Consider the following 19,594-nt stretch of genomic DNA (forward strand, 5'->3'; position numbering starts at 1 on the left):
CAGGTGACCGGCCTAGGTACACCCACGGAGAAAGCTCTCCGATGTCGGTATTTACGCATATCAATCATGTTGTACATACCCTGTAGGTGAGCTGTGTCACAACATGGTTGGGATTAGATAACAACACGAAAGCGGTTGGGGCGCTATTATCTAAAAAGTAACGAGTAAATCGCCCAAGGTTATCCCGGAGGGAAAGATATGACTAGCAATAGCGGCCAGCCAGAGGCATCGGTCGAGACCACCTCGGTCTTCCGTGCAGATTTGCTGAAGGAGATGGAGTCCAGCTCTAACACGGACTCCACGGTCTCCGGTGTTGAAGGACTTCCGGCAGGCTCGGCACTCTTGGTCGTCAAGCGGGGGCCAAACGCGGGTTCGCGTTTCCTGCTCGATCAGGCAGTCACCACCGCTGGTCGTCACCCGGAAAGCGACATTTTCCTCGATGATGTGACTGTTTCCCGTCGCCACGCAGAGTTCCGCAAGAACGGTGACTCCTACGAGGTTGTCGACGTGGGATCGCTGAACGGCACCTACGTTAACCGCGAACCGAAGAACTCCGCGGTTCTGGCTAATGGTGACGAGGTCCAGGTCGGTAAGTTCCGCCTCGTATTCCTTATCGGTAACTAATTCGACATCGGTTAGTGTCGACGTCTGTCGGCATTAACCCCCTTATTTTTGTAAAGGCTCGGAAAATACCAGTGGCAGCAGTACACAAATCAGCGGTTTCGCAGCCGGCTTCGTCAGAAAGCACTGCGAAGCAAGCACGCTCGGTGGGCAAGAAGAAGACCATCGGTGCCGTGCTGAAGGAAGTCAAGGTTGAGTTCCCTGATGTAACGCTGTCCAAAATTCGTTTTCTCGAGTCGGAAGGGCTGCTGTGCCCGTCGCGAAGTTCCTCGGGCTATCGTCGCTACAGCCAGGCGGACATTGACCGCCTGCGCTACATTCTGACCGTTCAGCGCGATAACTACTTGCCGCTGAAGGTTATTAAAGAGCAGCTCGACGAAATTGATGCGGGCAACGCTGGCGGCGACGGTCTGGCTTCGGTTACTCCACTGGTGACGGCGGATCAGTTCCGCGAAGCTGCAGTGGTCTCACTGACCCAGGCGGAGCTGGCAGAGCGCACCGGCGCTAGCGAGAAGTTCATCACTGAGCTGGTTCGCGTCGGGCTGATTACTCCGGACACGCTGAACATGTTCGACGGCGATGACCTGCTCATCACTGAGACTGCAGTCAAGCTGGCTGAGTTCGGTCTGGATGCCCGCCACCTCAAAACTGTGCGTACCGCTGCGACCCGTGAGGCTGATTTGGTGTCGCTGGCAGCTAGTCCGCTGAGTAAGTCGCGCGCGGCTAGCGGCAAGCAGAAGGCTGTGGAAATGGGCCGTGAGATGACCGCGCTGATGGTCACGCTGCACGGCACTTTGGTCAAGCGCCAGGTCAACAAAGATCTGGGGAAGTAGTCAGTAGTCCCGCGTAAATAGCGGCTCGCTACAATTATCGCTGTTATGGACGAAAAACTCGTAGAAGTCAAGTTTCTAGACTGGATGGCTCATCCTCCTGAGGACGATCCGGTGCTGCTCCTGCATGCCGAAGAGACTAACCGGATTATCCCGATTTGGATTGATTTGGCGACGGCGACGGAGTACTCCGCCCGCGAGACTGGCGCTACGCAGCGTCGCCCGGGCATGCATGACGTCTTTGTCGACACACTGGACATGGTGGGGCAGAGCGCCCTACGCGGCCAGATTACGGGCGTCCATGAGGGCGTTTTCATCGCCAACCTGGTGCTCGAAGGTGGCGCAGAGATTGATATGCGCCCCTCCGACCTAATCCTTATCGCCAGCGAGCTTGAGGTGCCGCTATATGTTGCACGCGATGTGCTCGATGCCACGTCGGTGTCGGCGCGTCTTGTCGCTACCAATGGCGGTTCGCTTACCGACGACACGGAGACCGACTCTGTCGAGGCATCGGTGTCGGAGTTTGCTGAATTCCTCGACAGTATTGATGCTGACTACTTTGCCGAGCCGCGTGGTGATGCGGAGGGTAGGAAGTCCGATGGTGAAGCCGACGGTGGCGCCGACTCGGCTTCCGATAGCGACCGTTAGCAGTGTGACTGGAGTGAACAGCTGACAACTTTTGATGTAGTTGTGGCGCGTATTTCCTCCGGCACGTCGCTGAATGCCCCCATAAAAGGGGTAACTTTTCTTAAGTTATAGTTTCACCCCTTCCTGGGGTTTTTCTCCCGGGTTGTGCTTGAGCTGGGGAAACTGGGACTCTAAACTCTAAACCTTAACTTTAGGTTTAGAGATTCGGCGTGTCGTCCTGTGATGTATTGACAGCCGATTAACCTTGGCGAAAGATAAATAACGGCAGTGAAACTACCTCGGGAGAATTTATATGGTCGACGACAACAGCGGTTCGCTCTTTGGCGACAATGAGCTCCGTGCGTCGGATTCGCAAGAGCCACGCGCGGTCCAGGAATCCCTGTTCGACATGGGGCCGGACGAGCAGGTTGGCTACCGCGTTCCCATCGCATGTCAGGTAGCGGGCATTTCTTACCGTCAGCTGGACTACTGGGCGCGCACCAAGCTGGTGGAGCCTTCGATTCGTACCGCCAAGGGCTCGGGCACCCAGCGTCTGTACTCCTTCCGTGACATCCTCGTTTTGAAGATTGTCCGCGGTCTGCTGGACACCGGTATTTCCCTGCAGAACATCCGTCTGGCTGTCGACCGCCTGCGCGACCTCGGGGTCGATGACCTAGCTACCATCACGCTGGTTTCCGACGGTCGCACCGTCTACCAGTGTCGCTCTAACGAAGAGGTCATCGACCTGCTCAACGGTGGCCAGGGAGTGTTCGGCATTGCTGTCCCGGGCATTATGAAGGAACTGACTGGCACCATCGCCTCCTTCCCATCTGAGCGTATCGACGGTACTCAGGAGAACCCAGGTACTGGCATCGACGAGCTGGCTGAGCGCCGTCGCCGCCGCATCTCTTAACAGCCAACGACACGGCTAGATAGCGGCGTTGCAGCTACGGCCGCCGCTCAAAGAAGCGAAACAAACTAAACGAAAACCGCCTTCCACAACTGGTTCCGTTTTCCTCTCCCGAGGTTGGAACAGATGGAGGCGGTTTTTTGCTGGTTACTCGGTACCGATTGCCGCAGCCAACTGAGAGGCCAGGCCGTCGCCGTAGTCAGCGGCAATGCGCAGAGAACCAGTGGTCATATTCGCCACTTCCTGCAGTTCAGGGATGGAGCTGTCCCCATCGGGAAGCACGATGACCTCAATCGTTACCGGGCGGTCCGGGCTAATGAGTTCCTTGATTCGCTCGACGGACTCGGCGGCATCGGCGCCGGAGGCATCGCGCCCCGAGGTGAGCACGACGAGCCGGTTCGGTTTGTCAGGGGAGTAGGTGTCGCGGGCGGCCTGGTAGGCATCGATAAGCGCTGACCAGAACTGTGCCTCACCACCGGCCGGAAGTTCAGCCAGCGAACCCTTTACGGCATCTGCGCCATTGTTGGCCTCGTCATCGGGGGCGGGCAGTTCCGCGAGACGGTTCACCTCAGGGGCGAATGTCCACAGGCCGTAACGGCCGCCAGGTGCCGCATCGATAGCGCCGGTCAGGGCTGCAGACAGCGCCCCGACATCGACGCCCTCGGAGGTGTCAGCAAGCAGGAGTGCCGAACCCACCGTAGTTGCGGGCTGTTGCGCGTCCGGCTGCTCCAGTGCTGGCGGCAGCGCAAAAGAATCCGTCTGAATCTGCGAGAGCACCCCAAAGTTCTCCGCTACTTCAGGGCCGAAAGTGCTCTCAGCAGCTTCGCCGTCGGCGCCGTGATCTGCTGCGAAGTTCCGGAAGTCCTCGGCCGCGCGAGCCGTGTTCTCGTCGATCTTGCCGCCGGAGCCAAAGGTGACAACTGGCGCGTGTAACTGGGGTGCATCCGCAGGGGAGACCAGCTTCAGCCCCTCGCCGGCCATCTGCAGCATGGGCTGGGTTGCGGCCACACCGTCGAAGTCGGCGACATTCTGGCCGAGCATGGTCAGCAGAGTATTGGAGGTGTAGACCTCACCCAAGTCCGCGCGTTCGCGAGCGACATCCGGGCCGCCGCCAAGTCGAGCACTGATCACGGCAGACAGTGCAGCATCGGAGCCACCGGGGGCGGCCACGCGCAATCCCGCAAGCTCTTCCCAGGTGGCGTTGTTCAGCTGGTCAGCACGATTGGTTGTGAAGGCCACGCCACTGGCAATCGGTGGCAACCACGTCTTGGGGTTGTTGACCTTGACCTTGTCTGAATTCTTCGCTTGATCCACGAAGGAGATATCGGCGGGAATCCAGACTCCCGGCGTCATAATTCCGGCGCTGGCCTCGTCAGCTGCAGAATCATCCGCAGCGGGGTCCTCCGGAGCCCCCTCACCAGCTTCAGCACCGTCAGAATCAGCCAAGGCGTTCACAACCTCCTGCGAGCCGGCCACAGTAATCTGTGGCCGCACGCAGAAGTCCCTCACCACGGGATTTGACTCGCCATAGTCCTGCACGAGTTTCTGTGCCGAGCCCACCGCAGCAGGGTCAGCGGTCACCACCAGTGTCAGGTCACCCTTGGTACACCGTGCACGGTCCGCATCAATCGACGAATCGTTGCTCTTGCGCAGATTAACCCAGGCAAAAACCGCAGCCACCAGAACAATGACGACCAAGACGGCAATAAAAGGCCCCTTAGCCACTCGATAGTTGTTCTCACCCGAGGCGTGTCGTCCCATGTCGTTTTAGCCCTTTCTATGCTGAGTGTGCTCGGCGCTGTCGACTCGCAGCAGACCTCGTCGTAAAGCACAAACGCGCACGTAACTCCTGCCAACTCTACTGCGTGGACAATGCGACATCTACTACTTGCAGCAAACGCCCGCGCAGGACGTCGGCGCGAGCAGAAATCTCACGCTGGCGGCGGACGTACTCGGCCTTGCCCTCGGGAGTCTCGATGCGAATGGGAGCAAAGCCCCAATCCCGCAGATCGTAGGGAGCGGCGCGCATATCCAACTCACGGGCACTGCACGCGAGCGCGAAAGTATCCAGCCACAGGTCGCCGGGGACCGCCTCGCCGAGCTTGGTCGCCCATTTATACAAGTCCATGTTGGCGTGCAGACAGCCCATCTGCTCACAGTGCGGCTGTGTCTCGCGCGTCGGCGCAAACTCGTTGAGCGGGACGGCGTCGGGCGTAAAGAAGCGGAAGGCGTCGAAGTGCGTACACCGCACTGTGTGGGCCTCGACGACCTCGTCCGTGCCTGCCTGACCAAGCCGCAGTGGCTCCGGGTGACGATGCTCGGGCTGGCGATACACCATCGCCCATTCATGCAGGCCGAAGCAGTCAAAGTGCGCTGGATTCGCGCGCGTCGAACGCAACAGATTGCCGATGTACGCCACCGTCTTACCTCGCTTATCGACGTACGCCGAAACATCCATGCGTGCCGTCCCCGAGGCGGTATCGGTGGGCTCCTTGCTAGCAGAACTGTCGGTAGCGTCATCCATGTCGAGGGTAAAAAACTCCAGGTGACTGATGTCCTTGGCTGTCGCACCGGGAAGATCTACGCCGATGCCCGGTGACCAGCGGCGGAGTTGACCGGGCTTGACGGGGTAGTACTCGAAGATGAAGTCCCACACCGGGTGGCGCTGGCCACGACTGCGACGGGACAGGTGATCGCGGGTCAGGGCATCGACGCGGGCGATATGCCTTGCTTTGGCTTCACGCCAGTCGAAAGACGAATCGGGCGTAGATGTCACTGCTGGCGTCCCTGCGTGGTGCCCGGCCGGATCCGGGGCTGGTTCACGATCGGGTACTGCTTTGGTGCACCGCTGCGACGCGGGGAGACCTCGTGGGTCCAGTCACGCACGACACCGACCTGCTCTTCGATGAGGTCCTCCAGAGCCACGATGCCGATCTGCTCCGCGCCGGAGAAAGCACCGGTCTTCGGGGCGATACTTGCCGGGGCGCTTGCGCGCAGGTGCGGCTTTGGCATGCGAGCGCGTACAGCCACTGCCATGTGGGCGCTGTAGCGGCGCATGATGCGCAATCCCTCATCCAGCGTGGCATCGATCGGAATCTCGATCATCGGGCGAATCTCGTCATCAGGGATGGCTGTCTCCGGTCCGGAGGCAGGGTCCATGACGCGGTCGAGGACATCCTTGACGTGAACATAGCCACGGTACTCGTTGGGTTCATTGTTGGCCGCAGCGACGGGGAACCGGGAGAAGCCAGTTTCGGTGACCGCCGTCTCTAGGTCGCCCACAGTCGGTGCGGTGGGGAGGCGCCGAATCTGCTCGTGCGGAATTAGCACCTCCTCAATGGTGCGCGTGGCCGAAGCCAGCGTGCGACGAAGACGGACGTGCTCCTCGCTGTCAAGGAGCCCCTCTTGACGAGACTCCGCAATCATCGATGCCAACTCAGTGGAATCAACAGTGGTGTCAAGCTCATCGCGCTGCTCAATGCCGAACAGCCTCAGTGTATGGCGAGCCAACCAGTTAAACAGCAGCAACAGCGGTTTGGTCAGGCGGTAGAAAACCATGTGAACCGGAATAAGCAGCATGGCCACTGTCTCTGGGCCGGCTAGGGAAATGTTTTTTGGAACCATTTCGCCGAGCATGATGTGCAGCACTGACACCAGCATCAACGCGATGGCAAAGCTCAGCGGGTGTAGCAGTGATTCCGGAATACCCATGGCGTGGAAAGGAGCTTCCAGCAGATGTGCCAGCGCCGGTTCAGAGACCTTACCCAGCAGCAGCGAGGCAATGGTGATGCCCAGCTGTGCGGCGGCGAGCATCATCGACAGGTGCTCAGAAGCATTGATAACTGTGCGAGCGCGCTTCTTTCCCTGAGCCAGCAGCGCTTCCAAACGGTCACGGCGAGCAGCAATAAGTGAGAACTCCGCGCCCACGAAAAACGCGTTGACCAACAACAAGACGAAGGTCAGGAGGATTCCAAACCAGTCACTCATAGGTTGAACATCTCCTTAGCGTGCTCGTTGGTCACAGGAATCAAAATGGCACGATCCACGCGGCGGTCATCCATCGCCAGAATGCGGGCGTACCAGCGTCCGGCGATACCCGATTCGAATTCGTCCATGAAGTCGCGTTCGGTCTCTGGCAGCAGGACGACATCACCGACCTCTGGGATGCGACCGAGCGCAAACATAATCAGGCCACCGAGGGTTTCGAAGCTGCCCTCCGGGGCGAAGTATCCGACCTTGGTCGGCAGCTCGTCGGTACGCACAAGGCCGGAGCAATTCCAGCCTTCAATTGCGCGCTTGACTTCCTGCTCGGACTCCTTGTCGTCGTACTCATCCCAGACCTCGCCAAGAATTTCCTCGACGACGTCCTCGATGGTGACAATGCCGGCGATGCCGCCATACTCGTCCGCGACCAGCGCAATCTGCGAACCAGCCGAACGCACGGCCTCCAGTACGGCATCGCCGTCCAGCGACTGCGGCAGCGTGGGCACTGGCCGTGCAACCTCCCGCATGGTGGTAGTTGAGCGCTTCGTCGCAGGCACCGCGAATGCGTCCTTGACGTGGACAACACCGACAGTGGCATCGAGGTCCCCGTCAGTAATGGGGAAGCGGGAATGTCCTGATTCGATGGCGACAGCCAGCAGATCCAGCGCCGTGTCATCGACATCGAGAGAAGTAATCGTCGACCGCGGCGTCATCAGGTCCTCCGCAGTAGTTTCGCCAAAGCGTAACGACGACTCGAGCACAGCAGCCTTCGACTCATCCAATGCACCCTGCTCCGCAGAATTGCGCACCAGTGCTTCCAGCTCCTGCGGGGAACGCGCCGAAGCCAGCTCATCCGCCGGTTCAATGCCGAGCTTGCGCACCAGCCAGTTCGCCGAGGCATTCAGCGACTGAATGAAGTAGCGGAACACCCAGTTAAACGCCATCACCGGACGAGCCGTAACGCGCGCCGAAGCCAGCGGCTCTGTAATCGCGACATTCTTCGGCACCAACTCGCCGTAGACCATTGACAACATCGTGGCCACAATGAGCGCAAGAATCAGTGCGGTCGGTCCCGCTGCAGACTCGCTGAGCCCCATCCAATGCAGCATCGGCGTGAAGTATTGCGCCAGCACCGGTTCCGCGAGGAAACCAGTTGCCAGCGTCGTCAACGTAATGCCCAGCTGTGCACCGGAGAGGTGGAAGGACAGTCGATTATGTGCCTTGTGAACGGCCTCAGCAGGTGCATCCGCTGAACGGGCGCGGTCGGCGTCAATCGTAGAACGCTCCAGTCCTGTCAGCGCGAATTCAAACGCCACAAAGAGGCCGGTGCCAGCGGTTAGCGCGATAAAGCCGACAACCGCGACAATATTGAGAACAATATCCACTGATTATCTCTTCTTCTTTTTCCCTCGCTTGGGGCGGTGTACGCGACCGCCAGCACGATTCTTTCCGCTTGCCGACGGGCCGCCGCGCCCGCGGTACCCGGAACCACTAGCACCGCCTGCCGATTGGCTCTGATCTTGACGAGCCCGGCGCGGACGGCGTGCGCCCAGTTCCTTGACAAATCGCGGCAGCCCCGGAGCTGCGCGCAGCTCTTCAGCTTCAACGCCGGCTCCTGCCAGCAGCTCACGGGCCTGATCAACCTGGCGGTCACGCACAATCATCGCTACCGTGCCGGAAGCACCTGCACGCGCCGTGCGACCCGAGCGGTGAATGTACGTCGCGGAATCCCTTGGCGGATCCGCGTGCACAACCAAGTCAAGAGCATCGATATCAATGCCCCGAGCGGCCACATCCGTGGTGACGAGGACATTGATTTCACCGTCGGCAAAGGCCTTGAGGACTGCGCGACGTGTTGCCTGGCCGCGATCGCCGTGGAGGAAACCTAACTTGATGTTGTAGAACTGTAAAAACTTAGCCAGCTGCACGACACGCGCCTTAGAGTTGGCGAAGATGACGCACTGATCCTTGCGGGAGGCAATCCAGGCGACTACTTCGTCTGCCTCAGTGTTGTCCTCTACCCGAAGTAACAGATGCCGCATATTGCGCATGGTCAGCCGGGATGCAGTGACCTTGTGTTTCGCAACTTCGGTGCTACTTGCGCGACGATCGCGGATAAGCCCCGCGGCGTCGTCGTTAATCGTGGCGGAAAAGACCATGCGCTGTGCCGACTTCGGGCACGCACGGACTAGGCCCAGAACATCGGGCAGAAAGCCCATGTCAGCGAGCATGTCCGCTTCGTCTACGACGACGGCAAGGACGTGCTCAAGGCTGAGTACGCCGCGGCGGCGCAAATCGTGTGCGCGACCCGGTGTGACCACAGCGATATCGACTGGTGCTGCGAGCAGAGTCTGCTGCTTGGCCACGGAGTCACCGCCGACCAACCTCAAGACACGCAGACCTGCAGCGGCGCCGATGTCAGCGAGGACATCAGCAATTTGATCTGCAAGTTCCCGCGTCGGCGAAATAATAAGCGCGCGCGGGTAACGGGGAAGCGCTGGAGAGGCGTTATTGAGTAACGCGACCAGCGGAATGCCAAATGCGAGCGTTTTGCCCGAGCCTGTGGGTGCCTGTGCAAGAACGTCCTTGCCAGCGAAAGCATCTGGCAAAGTCGCCACCTGCACGGCGGTGGGCGAAGTTATGTGCTGGGCACGCAGAATACTCACAATTGCTTCCGGCGTGCCCAACTGTCTGAAATCACTGGACTCAGCAGGAGGGGGCATGCTTGTTAGAATACCGCTATCCCCGGACTGCCATGCAATAGGCACGTCCGGTGAACTGGAAAACTACCGTGCCATGAGATTTACCAACCGCGACCCGGTTGCGCATAGGCCTCGCGCTCAAGAACAGCAGCTCGACGGAAGATATTGCGGATAGATTTGAGCTCCGCATCGCTGGCCGTGGACATATTCTCTTCAAGGACCTCGAGAGCCTGCTGAACACTGTCAACATACTCGGGGTCGGAATACACCTCCACCCAGTCCGCAATCGTGGAATCTCCATCGACCAGCGATTTTCCTTGCAGAGTCAGCTCGGCTGTAACCCACATTTCGGCAACGATACTGGTTACGGCGACCCGATATGGATTGAAAGCGCTACAGGAAGAATGCACGTCCAGCAAAAGCTGCGTGATGGTTGTCGGTTCGATGTCCTCGAGCGCCGAAGAAGCCTCTTCCAGCGTGTTATTGCTCAATTCCAACGCACGCACCAGGGCTTCCTGCGCGACCGATGACCACAGAACCTGTTCCTTAGCGCAGGGTGCTTTCGTTGCCAGATGCGACAGGACTGGGAAAACTTGGTGCAAGTACCAGGCCTCTTGCGCTACGAAGAAGTTGGTTTCTTCCGAGGAAAGGTCGCCGCGGAGCATCGTGGGGACGCTGAACATTCCGCCAATCTCGGCAACGATGTCCTCGATGTCCCGCCACAGCTGGGAAGTAAAGGGGCCCGCCGGAGCAATCTGGAGTGAGTGCCCGAAGAAAGATTCCAACTCTTTTGGCGATTGCGCAGTGTCAGTGCCTTCGATGGCTCCTGGGGAAAAACTGGAGTTCAGATGTACTGGTTGCATTCGCCGAAGCGCGACCTTTTCCAGGCGACGAGCCCTGTGGCCGTGGTCAATGGGGCCGTGCCCCTGGCCGACGTTGAGGTTATCCGCGAAACGAATGGACTCGCTGAGCCAGCGCGTAGTCCAGCGCAGGGCATCATTAATCGCAGAGCCCCCACCAATCCGTGTGGCGAGAGCAGCGGACAGCGAACAACCCGTGCCATGGGTGTTCTCAGTGTGAATGCGGGGAGAAGAGCTGAAGAAAACCTGGCCATCGGGGGATGCCACGGCATTTCCGGCTTCCTCATCACTTAAGTGACCAGCTTTTGCAATCACGATGACATCGTTCTTGCCCGCGAACTCCAGCGCCTGCTCAATCAGCTCAGTGAAGTCGCTGGCCTCCGGGGCGTCGGCAAGCAACGCCAGTTCGGGAACATTCGGCGTGATGACGGTGGCTTCCGCGACCAAGTCCCGCATTGCATCCATGGCATCTTCGTCAAGCAGACGGTCGCCGGAGGTAGCGACCATAACCGGATCGAGAACAACCACGGCTGGCTTGGTCTCCTGAACCCAGCTGGTGACGGCCTGCGTGAGTTCGCGTGACCCCAACATGCCAATCTTCACCGCGTCGATGGTGACATCCTCAGTCACAGCAGCCAGCTGCTCGACGAGGAAGTCAACAGGTGGGGTGTGGACGGCACGAACGCCCACGGTGTTCTGAGATACCAAAGCGGTGACCACGCCCATGCCATAACCACCGGCGGCAGCAATTGACTTTAAATCGGCATGCAGTCCAGCCCCACCGGTTGGGTCTGTGCCGGCGATGGAAAGAACTCGTGGCACAAAATCAGGCTTCGCCTTCAATGGAAATGGCATCTCAGACCCCTTTTAACTTCAAGAGTGTGAAGCGACAGACTTCAACACTATGCTTCAACCTCGGAGCGGTCGCCAGACCAGAGGGTGTGGAAAGCGCCCTCGCGGTCAACGCGCTTGTAAGTGTGTGCACCGAAGTAGTCACGCTGCCCCTGAACCAGCGCTGCCGGCAGGCGCTCTGCACGCAGGCCGTCATAGTAAGCCAGCGAGGAGGAGAACACCGGAGCCGGGATACCCATTTGTGCTGCAGTGACAACAACATCGCGCCAGGCGTCGAGGCACTCGGTGACCTGGTCACGGAAGTACTCGTCGAGTACCAGCGCCGGCAGCTCCGGATCGCGGTCGTACGCTTCCTTGATGCGGTTCAGGAACTGAGCGCGAATGATGCAGCCACCACGCCAGATGGTTGCCAGCGCACCGCGGTCAATTTCCCAGCCGTACTCCTTGGCGCCAGCGTTAATCTCATCAAAGCCCTGCGAGTAGGCAATGATCTTGGAAGCGTAGAGAGCCTTACGGACGCGTTCCACAAAAGCATCGCGATCCTCGGGCGCCTTAGCCAGGCTTCCTGACGGCAGGTTGCGTGCAGCCTCACGCTGAACAAGGGAAGACGACAGGGCGCGAGCGAACACGGCCTCGCCAATACCAGTTACCGGAATGCCCAAGTCCAAAGCGGCCTTGACCGTCCAACGCCCGGTGCCCTTCTGACCAGCGGCATCCACGATGACATCCACCAGCGGCTTGCCTGTCTTCTCATCGACCTGGGAGAGAACCTCAGCGGTGATCTCAACCAAGTAGGAGTCCAGGTCGCCCTTGTTCCACTCGCGGAAGATATCTGCAATCTCTGCAGGGGTGAGGCCAGCGGCCTCGCGCAGCAGGTGGTAGGCCTCGCCGATGACCTGCATATCCGCGTACTCGATGCCGTTGTGGACCATCTTCACGAAGTGGCCAGCGCCATCGGAGGAAATGTGTGTACAGCACGGAACGCCATCAACGTGAGCGGAGATGGACTCCAGCAGCGGGCCGAGGGACTCGTAGGACTCCTTCGTGCCACCCGGCATAATGGATGGGCCGGTCAGAGCGCCTTCCTCACCACCGGAAATACCAGTGCCAACGTAGTGCAGGCCACGGGCGCGAATAGCCTTCTCACGACGGATGGTGTCCGTGTAAAGAGAGTTACCGCCATCAATGATGATGTCGCCGGGCTCCATCACGTCGGCAAGCTGATCGATGACCGCATCAGTAGCGGCACCTGCCTGAACCATAATCAGAGCGCGACGCGGGCGCTCCAGCGAAGCGACGAACTCTTCGATGGTCTCGGACGGGATGAATGAGCCTTCATCACCGTGTTCAGCGATGAGGGTGCGAGTTTTCTCCGGGCTGCGGTTGTACACGGCAACTGTGTGTCCCTTGTGGGCGAAGTTGCGCGCGATATTCGAGCCCATGACGGCGAGCCCGACGACACCAATTTGTGCGAGTTCATTGTTATCGGTCATGCCCACCATCTTAAAGCCTGGCCAGGGTTCGTTGTATCTGGGACTCAGAATTTGTTACTGGTTTTAACGTTAAAACTGCCACAAGTGATGGCGTGCGCTGGCACAATGTTTGGCATGGCTGACGAGACTATTGCGAATAATGGCAGTTCACAGGACTCTAACTCTGCAGATTCCGCCGCCGAGCAGGCGAAGAGGAAGGGGCTGCGCAAGTATATGACACTGGTGACGAAGGCTAGCCAGGAAGCCTTGAGCGATGAGGAGCTGGCTGTTTTTAACAGCACCTTGGGCGATAACGGAATCGGCGGTCTAGATACGCTGCTGGGCACGAAGTTTGTCCATGTCGGGCCGGAGCGAATTCAGATGGAGCTCGCAGTCGGGCCCGACCACCTGCAACCGTGGGGCCTAGCCAATGGCGGTGTTTACTGCTCGCTAGGTGAGACTGCTGGCTCTATTGCTGGTTTCGTTGCCTGCGGTGCGAAGAAGCCGGTCGTCGGTGTGAACAACAACACCGATTTTTACCGCTCCGCCCGGGCCGGCGAGGTAATTGTCACTACTGCGGAGCCGGAGTACCTGGGGCGCACCATGCAACTGTGGCGCATTGAGCACACCCGCAAGGCAGATGAAAAACTGCTGGCCCGCACCAACCTACGAATTGCGGTACTTGACAAGCCGCTGTAGCAAATCGTCATAGGTGGTAACGGGCCAGATAGGGAACTCGCAGGTGGTTAACCTTGGTTAGCTGTTTTCTAACCTAGCCACCTGCAAGTTAACTACTTGTTCTTATTTGCGCGGTGCTCGCGGCGGGTGTCGCGAACTTCCAGAGGCAGATCCTGCTCAGCCTTGTCCTTGTTGAGCTCGGCCAGGCGATTGATTGCATTGCGTGCGTACATCTGCTGGCGGGTGGAAACCATCTGCCAACGGTTGCGGTCCAGAACATTCAGACCCCAGCTGACGCAGGAGACGAGACGGTTGCGGAAGCCCACCAGGAACATCAGGTGGACAGCCAGCCACAGGACCCAGCCGATGAAGCCGGAGACCTCAACCTTGCCCATCTTCGCCACTGCAGAGAAGCGGGAGACGGTTGCCATGGAGCCCTTGTCGAAGTACTCGAACGGCTGGCGCTCCGCGACATCGCGGCCGTCTGCCTCGGCAGCAATGTTCTCAGCGACATACTCGCCACCCTGAATAGCAACCTGAGCAACACCCGGCAGGTTCTCGCGGTTGGACATGTCGCCCACGACGTAAACGTTCTTGCAGTCACCAGCTGTCATGTCCTCGTTGACAACGACGCGGCCAGCGCGGTCGGTCTCGGCGCCGGTCTGCTCGGCAATCATCTTACCCAGCGGGGAAGCGGACACGCCGGCGGACCAAATCTTGCAGAACGACGGGATGAACTCCTCGGTTTCATCCTTCATGTTCTTGTAGGTGACGCCCTCTTCATTGACGTCAGTGACCATCGCGCCCAGCTTGACGATGACACCCATCTTCTCCAAGGACTTCTGAGCCTTACGGCCCAGACGCTTGCCGAACGGCGGCAGAACCTGCGGTGCGCCGTCGAGCAACACGACACGTGCAGCGTGCGGGTTGTAGCTGCGGTAAGACGATGCGAGAGTGCGGTTAGCCAGCTCGGCCAGCTGACCAGCAAGCTCAACGCCGGTCGGGCCAGCACCGACGACCACGAAGGTCAGCAGACGCTCGCGCTCGGCCGGATCGTCGGTCAGCTCGGCGCGCTCGAATGCGCCAATGATACGAGCGCGAATCTCGAGTGCATCGTCGATGTTCTTCATACCCGGAGCAAACTCGGCAAAGTGATCATTGCCGAAGTAGGACTGGCCAGCGCCAGCGGCGACCAGGAGGTGGTCGTATTCCCACTTGGAAGTCTGGTGACCCAGTTCGGAAGTCACGACCTGCTTTTCGACATCGATGTCGGTGACATCGCCCTTGACAACACGAACGTTCTGAACACCGTCGAAGATGGTGCGAGTAGACGGTGCGATTTCGCCCGAGGAAAGGATGCCCGTTGCTACCTGGTAGAGCAGCGGCTGGAACAGGTGGTGGTTAGTGCGGTCGATGAGAGTGACGTCGACCTCGGCGTCCTGCAACTTCTTCGCCGCGAACAAGCCACCGAAACCCGAACCGATGACGACCACGTGCGGACGTCCGGAGTGCGGGCGGTACGGAGTCTCGGTCATGTATTTTCTCCTCACAGACTTTAAAGTTCTCGAAGTTTTGATTCGGCTTTTAGCCGGCAAGCCACAATAGTAATCCTCTCGGTGCGCCACCGCCTATTCTGGGTCCCTGCGCGGTAGAATTCGAGAGCAAACTCAGTTCGTTATTCGTACCTTTATGCGGCGCGATTGTTAGGAGGTTCGGGCAGGGTGAATTCGGCAAGCCGGCAGGCAATTGACGCAGAGCGATGGCCTCGGGTTGCGCGTATTCCAGAGGGGCGTTTCTTAGCGAAACGTGCTGACGTAATGGAGCGCTCATTCGAGCGGCTCTGCCAGAACAACGGCATTGAACTGGTTGAATCCGGCGAGTTTGTCGGGGAGTCCTTCATTACTCGGTCGACGAGTGACGCCGATTTGGCTATCGACGGTGTCGGTGGCGCCAGTTCCCGCAGTGACAGTGAATCTCCCGATGATTCCGTCACATTGCGTCCAGTCGTTTTCAGCGTCATTGATCCTGTTTTCTATTCTCGACTAGCTGATTCAGAATGGCTCGGATTGGGGGAGTCCTATCTCGCGGGCGAGTGGTCCAGTGATGACTTGCCAGAGCTTCTCAGCCGACTGCTCAGCGCCGAGTTTGATATTGCCTCGTCGGGGCCGCTGGCACGTGGTCTGATGAAAGTCGCGCGTTCACGCCCGCGTCTCGATGGGCCAGATATGGCGGGAGAGTTGCCGACCTCATTGCTGGAGCTTTATTCCGGCGAATTGCTGATGGGTGGTTCTGGCCTGTTCGCCTCCGGAGTGCGAACCTCGTCGCGTGAACAGATTCCCAACTATGCCCGCGGTGCGGGCAAGGGTGGGGTTCCCTCGCACTGGTCAGTTGACGTGACTTATGTCGATGCCCCAAAATCCGTCGCACGTGCTGATTTTCTGCATGCCCAGGTGCGCAATATTGAGCACATGCTCGATCTCGCTCGAGTGCGGGCTGGCGACCGTGTAGCCGAATGGCCGTCGGCAGGCGGAGAAATTGCACTTCGAGCTGCAGAAAGGGGAGCGGGTGCGGAGGTTATTACCGTCTCAGATGACCACACCGACACGGTGCTGGAACGGGTGGAAAAGGCTGGATTGCGCGGCGCGGTAGATGTAATCCAGATGGATCGCAACATTCCGTCGCCACGCGAATTCGAGTCTGACTTCGAGGCGGTTATCAACGTCGGGCGTCTGGAGACCTTCGGTCGTGCAGGTGCGCTGCGCTGGCTGAAGAGCGCCGAGCGTCTGCTTGTCGATCGCGGCACTATCGTCGTCCAAATGGTGGTAGCTACGGACAAATTCGACGCGCTCTCCGAGCGTAGCTTGGACCTCGTACGCGCTTACGTGTGGCCACAGCTGCAACTTTTCACCATGGAAGAGCTGCGCAAGATGGTTGACCGGGAAACCGGTCTGCGCATCGCGGCGGAGGAATACATTCCTTCGCACTTCGCGACGACCTTGCAGCTCCAGCGCGATTTATTTGCAGCTCATGCGCGTGAAGCCGCTGGTATCGGCTACGACAGAGTGTTTCGGAGGATGTGGAATTACTACCTGTCGCTGTTTGAAGCGCTCGTGCGTGCAGAGAAAGTCACGCTCGTGCAGGTCGAACTCGTGCATGCGCCACGCAGGCCTCACTAGCAGCGGGCAGCTCCGGACGCGCTGGAAATTCGCTAGATAAATAGAGCCTGCAAAAATAAATCACGTTTTTAGGCAAAACCACCTCAAAGGCGGTGTTTAGGGTCTAAAAACGAAACTATGAACGCACAGAGCACCACACGTACTGCAGACATTGTTGTCGTCGGCGCCGGACTTGCCGGATTGGTCGCGACGTATGAGGCCACGCAGGCAGGTAAGAAGGTCATCCTTGTCGATCAGGAGAATGCCAACAACCTTGGCGGACAGGCTTTCTGGTCGTTGGGAGGAATCTTTCTCGTCGACTCGCCAGAGCAGCGCCGCCTAGGAGTCAAGGACAACCGCGAGCTCGCTGAAGCTGACTGGTTCAACTCCGCGCAGTTCGACCGCGAGGAAGACAACTGGGGGCGCAAGTGGGCCAAGGCCTACCTGAACTTCGCGGCGGGGGAGAAGCGCGACTACCTCCGCAATCTCGGCGTGAAGTTCCTGCCTGTCGTCGGGTGGGCTGAGCGCGGTGAAGGGCGTGCCGACGGTCACGGTAACTCGGTACCCCGATTCCACTTGACCTGGGGCACAGGCCCCGAGATTGTCCGCGTTTTCGCAGAGCCGGTCGCTGAAGCTGCGAAGAAGGGGCTGGTGGAATACTGCCATCGCCACCGCGTTGATGAGGTGATTGTAGAAGATGGCCGCGCCGTCGGCGTGCGTGGCAAGATTCTGGTTCCCTGTGAATCTTTAGAGCGAGGAGTGGCGTCGTCACGCGAGGAAACAGGGGAAGACTTTGAGATCCACGGGTCGGCCGTGTGCATTGCGACGGGCGGTGTCGGTGGCAACCTGGAAGCCGTGCGTAAGTGCTGGCCGACCGAGCGCCTGGGCGAGATGCCGAAGGACATGGTTTGCGGTGTGCCAGAGCATGTTGACGGCCGTGGCATTGAGATTGCAGAGCAAGCCGGCGCAAACCTCGTCAACCGTGACCGCATGTGGCATTACACCGAGGGCATGAAGAACTGGAATCCGGTGTGGCCGAACCACGGTATCCGTATCATCCCGGGACCGTCGGCCATGTGGTTCGACGCAGAGGGAAACCGCCTGCCTGCGCCGTATATTCCGGGCGCGGATACTGTCGGCACGATGAAGCACATTCTGGCTACCGGACATTCCTACTCCTGGTTTGTGCTGAATAAGAACATCGTGGCCAAGGAGTTTATCTTCTCTGGCTCAGAACAAAATCCGGATCTGACGGACAAGGAGATTAAGAAGCTGATTGGCAAGGTGACCTCTGGTGTCGCCGCGCCCATTCAGGCGTTTATGGATAACGGCGAAGACTGGGTGGTTGCCGACGATTTGCCGAAGCTGGTCGAGGGGATGAACGAGATCGTGGAAGCGAGCTCGGGCGGAGAGTCTGGTTCGGGCAGCGAGTCCGGAGCTGCAGCGCCGAAGATTGACTTGGAGAAGCTTGAGGAGCAGATCCGTCAGCGCGACATGCAGACCGGCAATCCCTTCTCCAAGGACTACCAGGTCAATTACGTCAACGTGGCCCGGAACTTCCTCGGGGACAAAATCATCCGCTCTGTGCCGCCATCACCGATTTTGGATCCGAAGAACGGCCCGCTGATTGCTATTCGTCTGCGCATGCTGACCCGCAAAACGCTCGGCGGCATTGAGACGACCCTCGACGGTCAGTGCTTGCACCCCGACGGAACTCCCTTTGAGGGGCTCTACGCCGCAGGCGAGGCCTCTGGTTTCGGTGGCGGCGGCGTCCACGGCAACAACGCACTGGAAGGCACATTCCTGGGCGGCTGTATTTTCAGTGGCCGTCAGGCAGGCCGCGCGATGGCGGAAGTGGTTAAGTAGCTACCGCATACCGGCACGGTTCGGTGGAAGAATCCGCGACTACTCCAGCCCGATGGAGAATGCACTTTCCAGATCGTGCTGAGAGTAGGTGCGGAAAGCCAGCTGAGTCTGAGTGCGAATGACGCCGTCGACCTTGCTGATGAGGTTTGGAATGATTTCCGCCAAATCATCGTGGTTAGTTGCGCGCACCACGACGACCAGGTCCCAGTCGCCAGTAACGGAGTAGACCTCAGTCACGCCGTCGATCTCGACGATGGTCTCGGCGGCCTCCGGAATCTTGTCAGCTTCGACATCGATGGACACAATTGCGGTAATCAAACTCATGGCTGCCTTTCCTCGGAGTTTAAACGTTGGGCCCGCTGAGTAGCGTGGCCCGGACCGCAAGATACGCAAGATTACTCAAGATACTGCGGCCCGGAATTTCATTTCTGTCACGATTCTACTGATTTCCAGGAAACAGCCTGGAGGATCCTGACGAAAGGCGGTAAAAAGGGCGCTATGACACAAACCGCATTTCAGTCCAACCCAGTCCAGCTTTCCGGCGACCTGCCCCAGGTGGGCAACAAGGCTCCGGAGTTTACCCTCACCGGTGGCGATCTCGGGGAGGTCACCAAGGAGACCTTCGCTGGTAAGAAGGTCGTCTACAACATCTTCCCGTCTGTAGACACCGGTGTTTGTGCAGCTTCGGTGCGTCACTTCAACGAGGACGCTGCTGGGCTGGACAACACCGTCGTGGTTAATGTTTCGCGTGACCTGCCGTTCGCTCTCGGCCGCTTCTGCGCTGCAGAAGGCCTGGACAACGTTGAGGTTGCCTCGGATTTCCGCCACGGTTTCGGCGAAGCCTTCGGTGTTGTCCAGCAGGATGGCCCGCTCGCAGGTCTGCTTGCTCGTGCCGTAGTCATCACTGACGAAGAGGGCAAGGTTATTTACAACCAGCTGGTCGATGAGATCACCACGGAGCCGGACTACGACTCCGCGCTGGCTGCGCTGAAGTAATTAGCTAACTAGCTCGCAGCAGCAAGTAACCAGCTGGAATC

The 19,594-nt window shown here is 59.0% G+C and carries 17 protein-coding genes; 8 read left to right on the top strand and 9 right to left on the bottom strand.

Annotation, left to right across the window (positions count from 1 at the left end):
- Nucleotides 1-198: 198 nt before the first annotated feature.
- The 4 genes from odhI to I6J19_RS07705 all read left to right on the top strand — a co-directional run bounded on the left by odhI (nt 199) and on the right by I6J19_RS07705 (nt 2,991).
- A complete protein-coding gene (odhI, locus tag I6J19_RS07690; protein ID WP_038625554.1) occupies nt 199-624 on the top strand; it encodes an oxoglutarate dehydrogenase inhibitor Odhl in 426 nt (141 codons plus the stop codon).
- 71 nt (nt 625-695) lie between these two features.
- Nucleotides 696-1,454, top strand: coding sequence for a transcriptional regulator FtsR (gene ftsR / locus I6J19_RS07695; RefSeq protein ID WP_038625552.1), 759 nt, complete (start codon nt 696-698; stop codon nt 1,452-1,454).
- A gap of 45 nt (nt 1,455-1,499) precedes the next feature.
- On the top strand, nt 1,500-2,099 hold the full coding sequence (locus tag I6J19_RS07700) for a bifunctional nuclease family protein (RefSeq protein WP_038625550.1): 600 nt from the start codon (nt 1,500-1,502) through the stop codon (nt 2,097-2,099).
- A 388-nt stretch (nt 2,100-2,487) separates the two neighbouring features.
- Nucleotides 2,488-2,991, top strand: a complete 504-nt coding sequence (locus tag I6J19_RS07705; RefSeq protein WP_172620271.1) for a MerR family transcriptional regulator — start codon at nt 2,488-2,490, stop codon at nt 2,989-2,991.
- A 144-nt stretch (nt 2,992-3,135) separates the two neighbouring features.
- Here I6J19_RS07705 and I6J19_RS07710 read toward each other — a convergent pair whose 3' ends face one another.
- The 7 genes from I6J19_RS07710 to gndA form a co-directional block, all read right to left on the bottom strand.
- Nucleotides 3,136-4,749 carry a vWA domain-containing protein gene (locus I6J19_RS07710; RefSeq protein ID WP_038625547.1) on the bottom strand — a complete coding sequence of 538 codons (1,614 nt, stop codon included), beginning with the start codon at nt 4,747-4,749 and terminating at the stop codon, nt 3,136-3,138.
- 97 nt (nt 4,750-4,846) lie between these two features.
- Nucleotides 4,847-5,764 carry a 3-methyladenine DNA glycosylase gene (locus I6J19_RS07715; RefSeq protein ID WP_187402593.1) on the bottom strand — a complete coding sequence of 306 codons (918 nt, stop codon included), beginning with the start codon at nt 5,762-5,764 and terminating at the stop codon, nt 4,847-4,849.
- Nucleotides 5,761-6,975: a hemolysin family protein gene (locus tag I6J19_RS07720; RefSeq protein WP_038625543.1), complete on the bottom strand. Its 1,215-nt coding sequence runs from the start codon at nt 6,973-6,975 to the stop codon at nt 5,761-5,763. The genes I6J19_RS07715 and I6J19_RS07720 overlap by 4 nt, the downstream gene beginning before the upstream one ends.
- A complete protein-coding gene (locus I6J19_RS07725) occupies nt 6,972-8,357 on the bottom strand; it encodes a hemolysin family protein (protein ID WP_038625541.1) in 1,386 nt (461 codons plus the stop codon). The genes I6J19_RS07720 and I6J19_RS07725 overlap by 4 nt, the downstream gene beginning before the upstream one ends.
- A 3-nt stretch (nt 8,358-8,360) precedes the next feature.
- Nucleotides 8,361-9,695: a DEAD/DEAH box helicase gene (locus I6J19_RS07730; protein WP_222867223.1), complete on the bottom strand. Its 1,335-nt coding sequence runs from the start codon at nt 9,693-9,695 to the stop codon at nt 8,361-8,363.
- An 80-nt stretch (nt 9,696-9,775) separates the two neighbouring features.
- Entirely contained in the window at nt 9,776-11,389 is a 1,614-nt protein-coding gene (locus tag I6J19_RS07735; RefSeq protein WP_038625537.1) for a bifunctional hydroxymethylpyrimidine kinase/phosphomethylpyrimidine kinase, read from the bottom strand.
- 47 nt (nt 11,390-11,436) lie between these two features.
- Entirely contained in the window at nt 11,437-12,879 is a 1,443-nt protein-coding gene (gene gndA / locus I6J19_RS07740) for an NADP-dependent phosphogluconate dehydrogenase (RefSeq protein ID WP_187402592.1), read from the bottom strand.
- A 114-nt stretch (nt 12,880-12,993) separates the two neighbouring features.
- On the opposite strand from gndA, the gene I6J19_RS07745 reads away from it, so the two are divergent.
- Nucleotides 12,994-13,557 carry a PaaI family thioesterase gene (locus tag I6J19_RS07745; RefSeq protein ID WP_224786555.1) on the top strand — a complete coding sequence of 188 codons (564 nt, stop codon included), beginning with the start codon at nt 12,994-12,996 and terminating at the stop codon, nt 13,555-13,557.
- A 92-nt stretch (nt 13,558-13,649) separates the two neighbouring features.
- On the opposite strand, the gene I6J19_RS07750 is transcribed toward I6J19_RS07745, so the two are convergent.
- The gene (locus tag I6J19_RS07750; protein WP_049181063.1) at nt 13,650-15,071 is read right to left on the bottom strand and encodes an NAD(P)/FAD-dependent oxidoreductase; all 1,422 of its coding nucleotides are present in this window, start codon (nt 15,069-15,071) and stop codon (nt 13,650-13,652) included.
- A 186-nt stretch (nt 15,072-15,257) separates the two neighbouring features.
- On the opposite strand from I6J19_RS07750, the gene I6J19_RS07755 reads away from it, so the two are divergent.
- Nucleotides 15,258-16,712: a class I SAM-dependent methyltransferase gene (locus I6J19_RS07755; RefSeq protein WP_038625531.1), complete on the top strand. Its 1,455-nt coding sequence runs from the start codon at nt 15,258-15,260 to the stop codon at nt 16,710-16,712.
- 117 nt (nt 16,713-16,829) lie between these two features.
- Nucleotides 16,830-18,557 carry an FAD-binding dehydrogenase gene (locus I6J19_RS07760; RefSeq protein ID WP_038625529.1) on the top strand — a complete coding sequence of 576 codons (1,728 nt, stop codon included), beginning with the start codon at nt 16,830-16,832 and terminating at the stop codon, nt 18,555-18,557.
- A 39-nt stretch (nt 18,558-18,596) separates the two neighbouring features.
- Here the strand turns inward: I6J19_RS07760 and I6J19_RS07765 are convergent, their stop codons facing one another.
- Nucleotides 18,597-18,881 (bottom strand): Lrp/AsnC family transcriptional regulator, encoded by a 285-nt coding sequence (locus I6J19_RS07765; RefSeq protein ID WP_005511316.1) that lies wholly within the window; start codon nt 18,879-18,881, stop codon nt 18,597-18,599.
- A gap of 174 nt (nt 18,882-19,055) precedes the next feature.
- On the opposite strand from I6J19_RS07765, the gene tpx reads away from it, so the two are divergent.
- Nucleotides 19,056-19,553, top strand: coding sequence for a thiol peroxidase (gene tpx, locus I6J19_RS07770; RefSeq protein WP_038625527.1), 498 nt, complete (start codon nt 19,056-19,058; stop codon nt 19,551-19,553).
- The last annotated feature ends 41 nt before the right edge of the window (nt 19,554-19,594 follow it).

The sequence above is a fragment of the Corynebacterium amycolatum genome, from assembly GCF_016889425.1.
GTDB classification, from domain to species: Bacteria; Actinomycetota; Actinomycetes; order Mycobacteriales; family Mycobacteriaceae; genus Corynebacterium; species Corynebacterium amycolatum.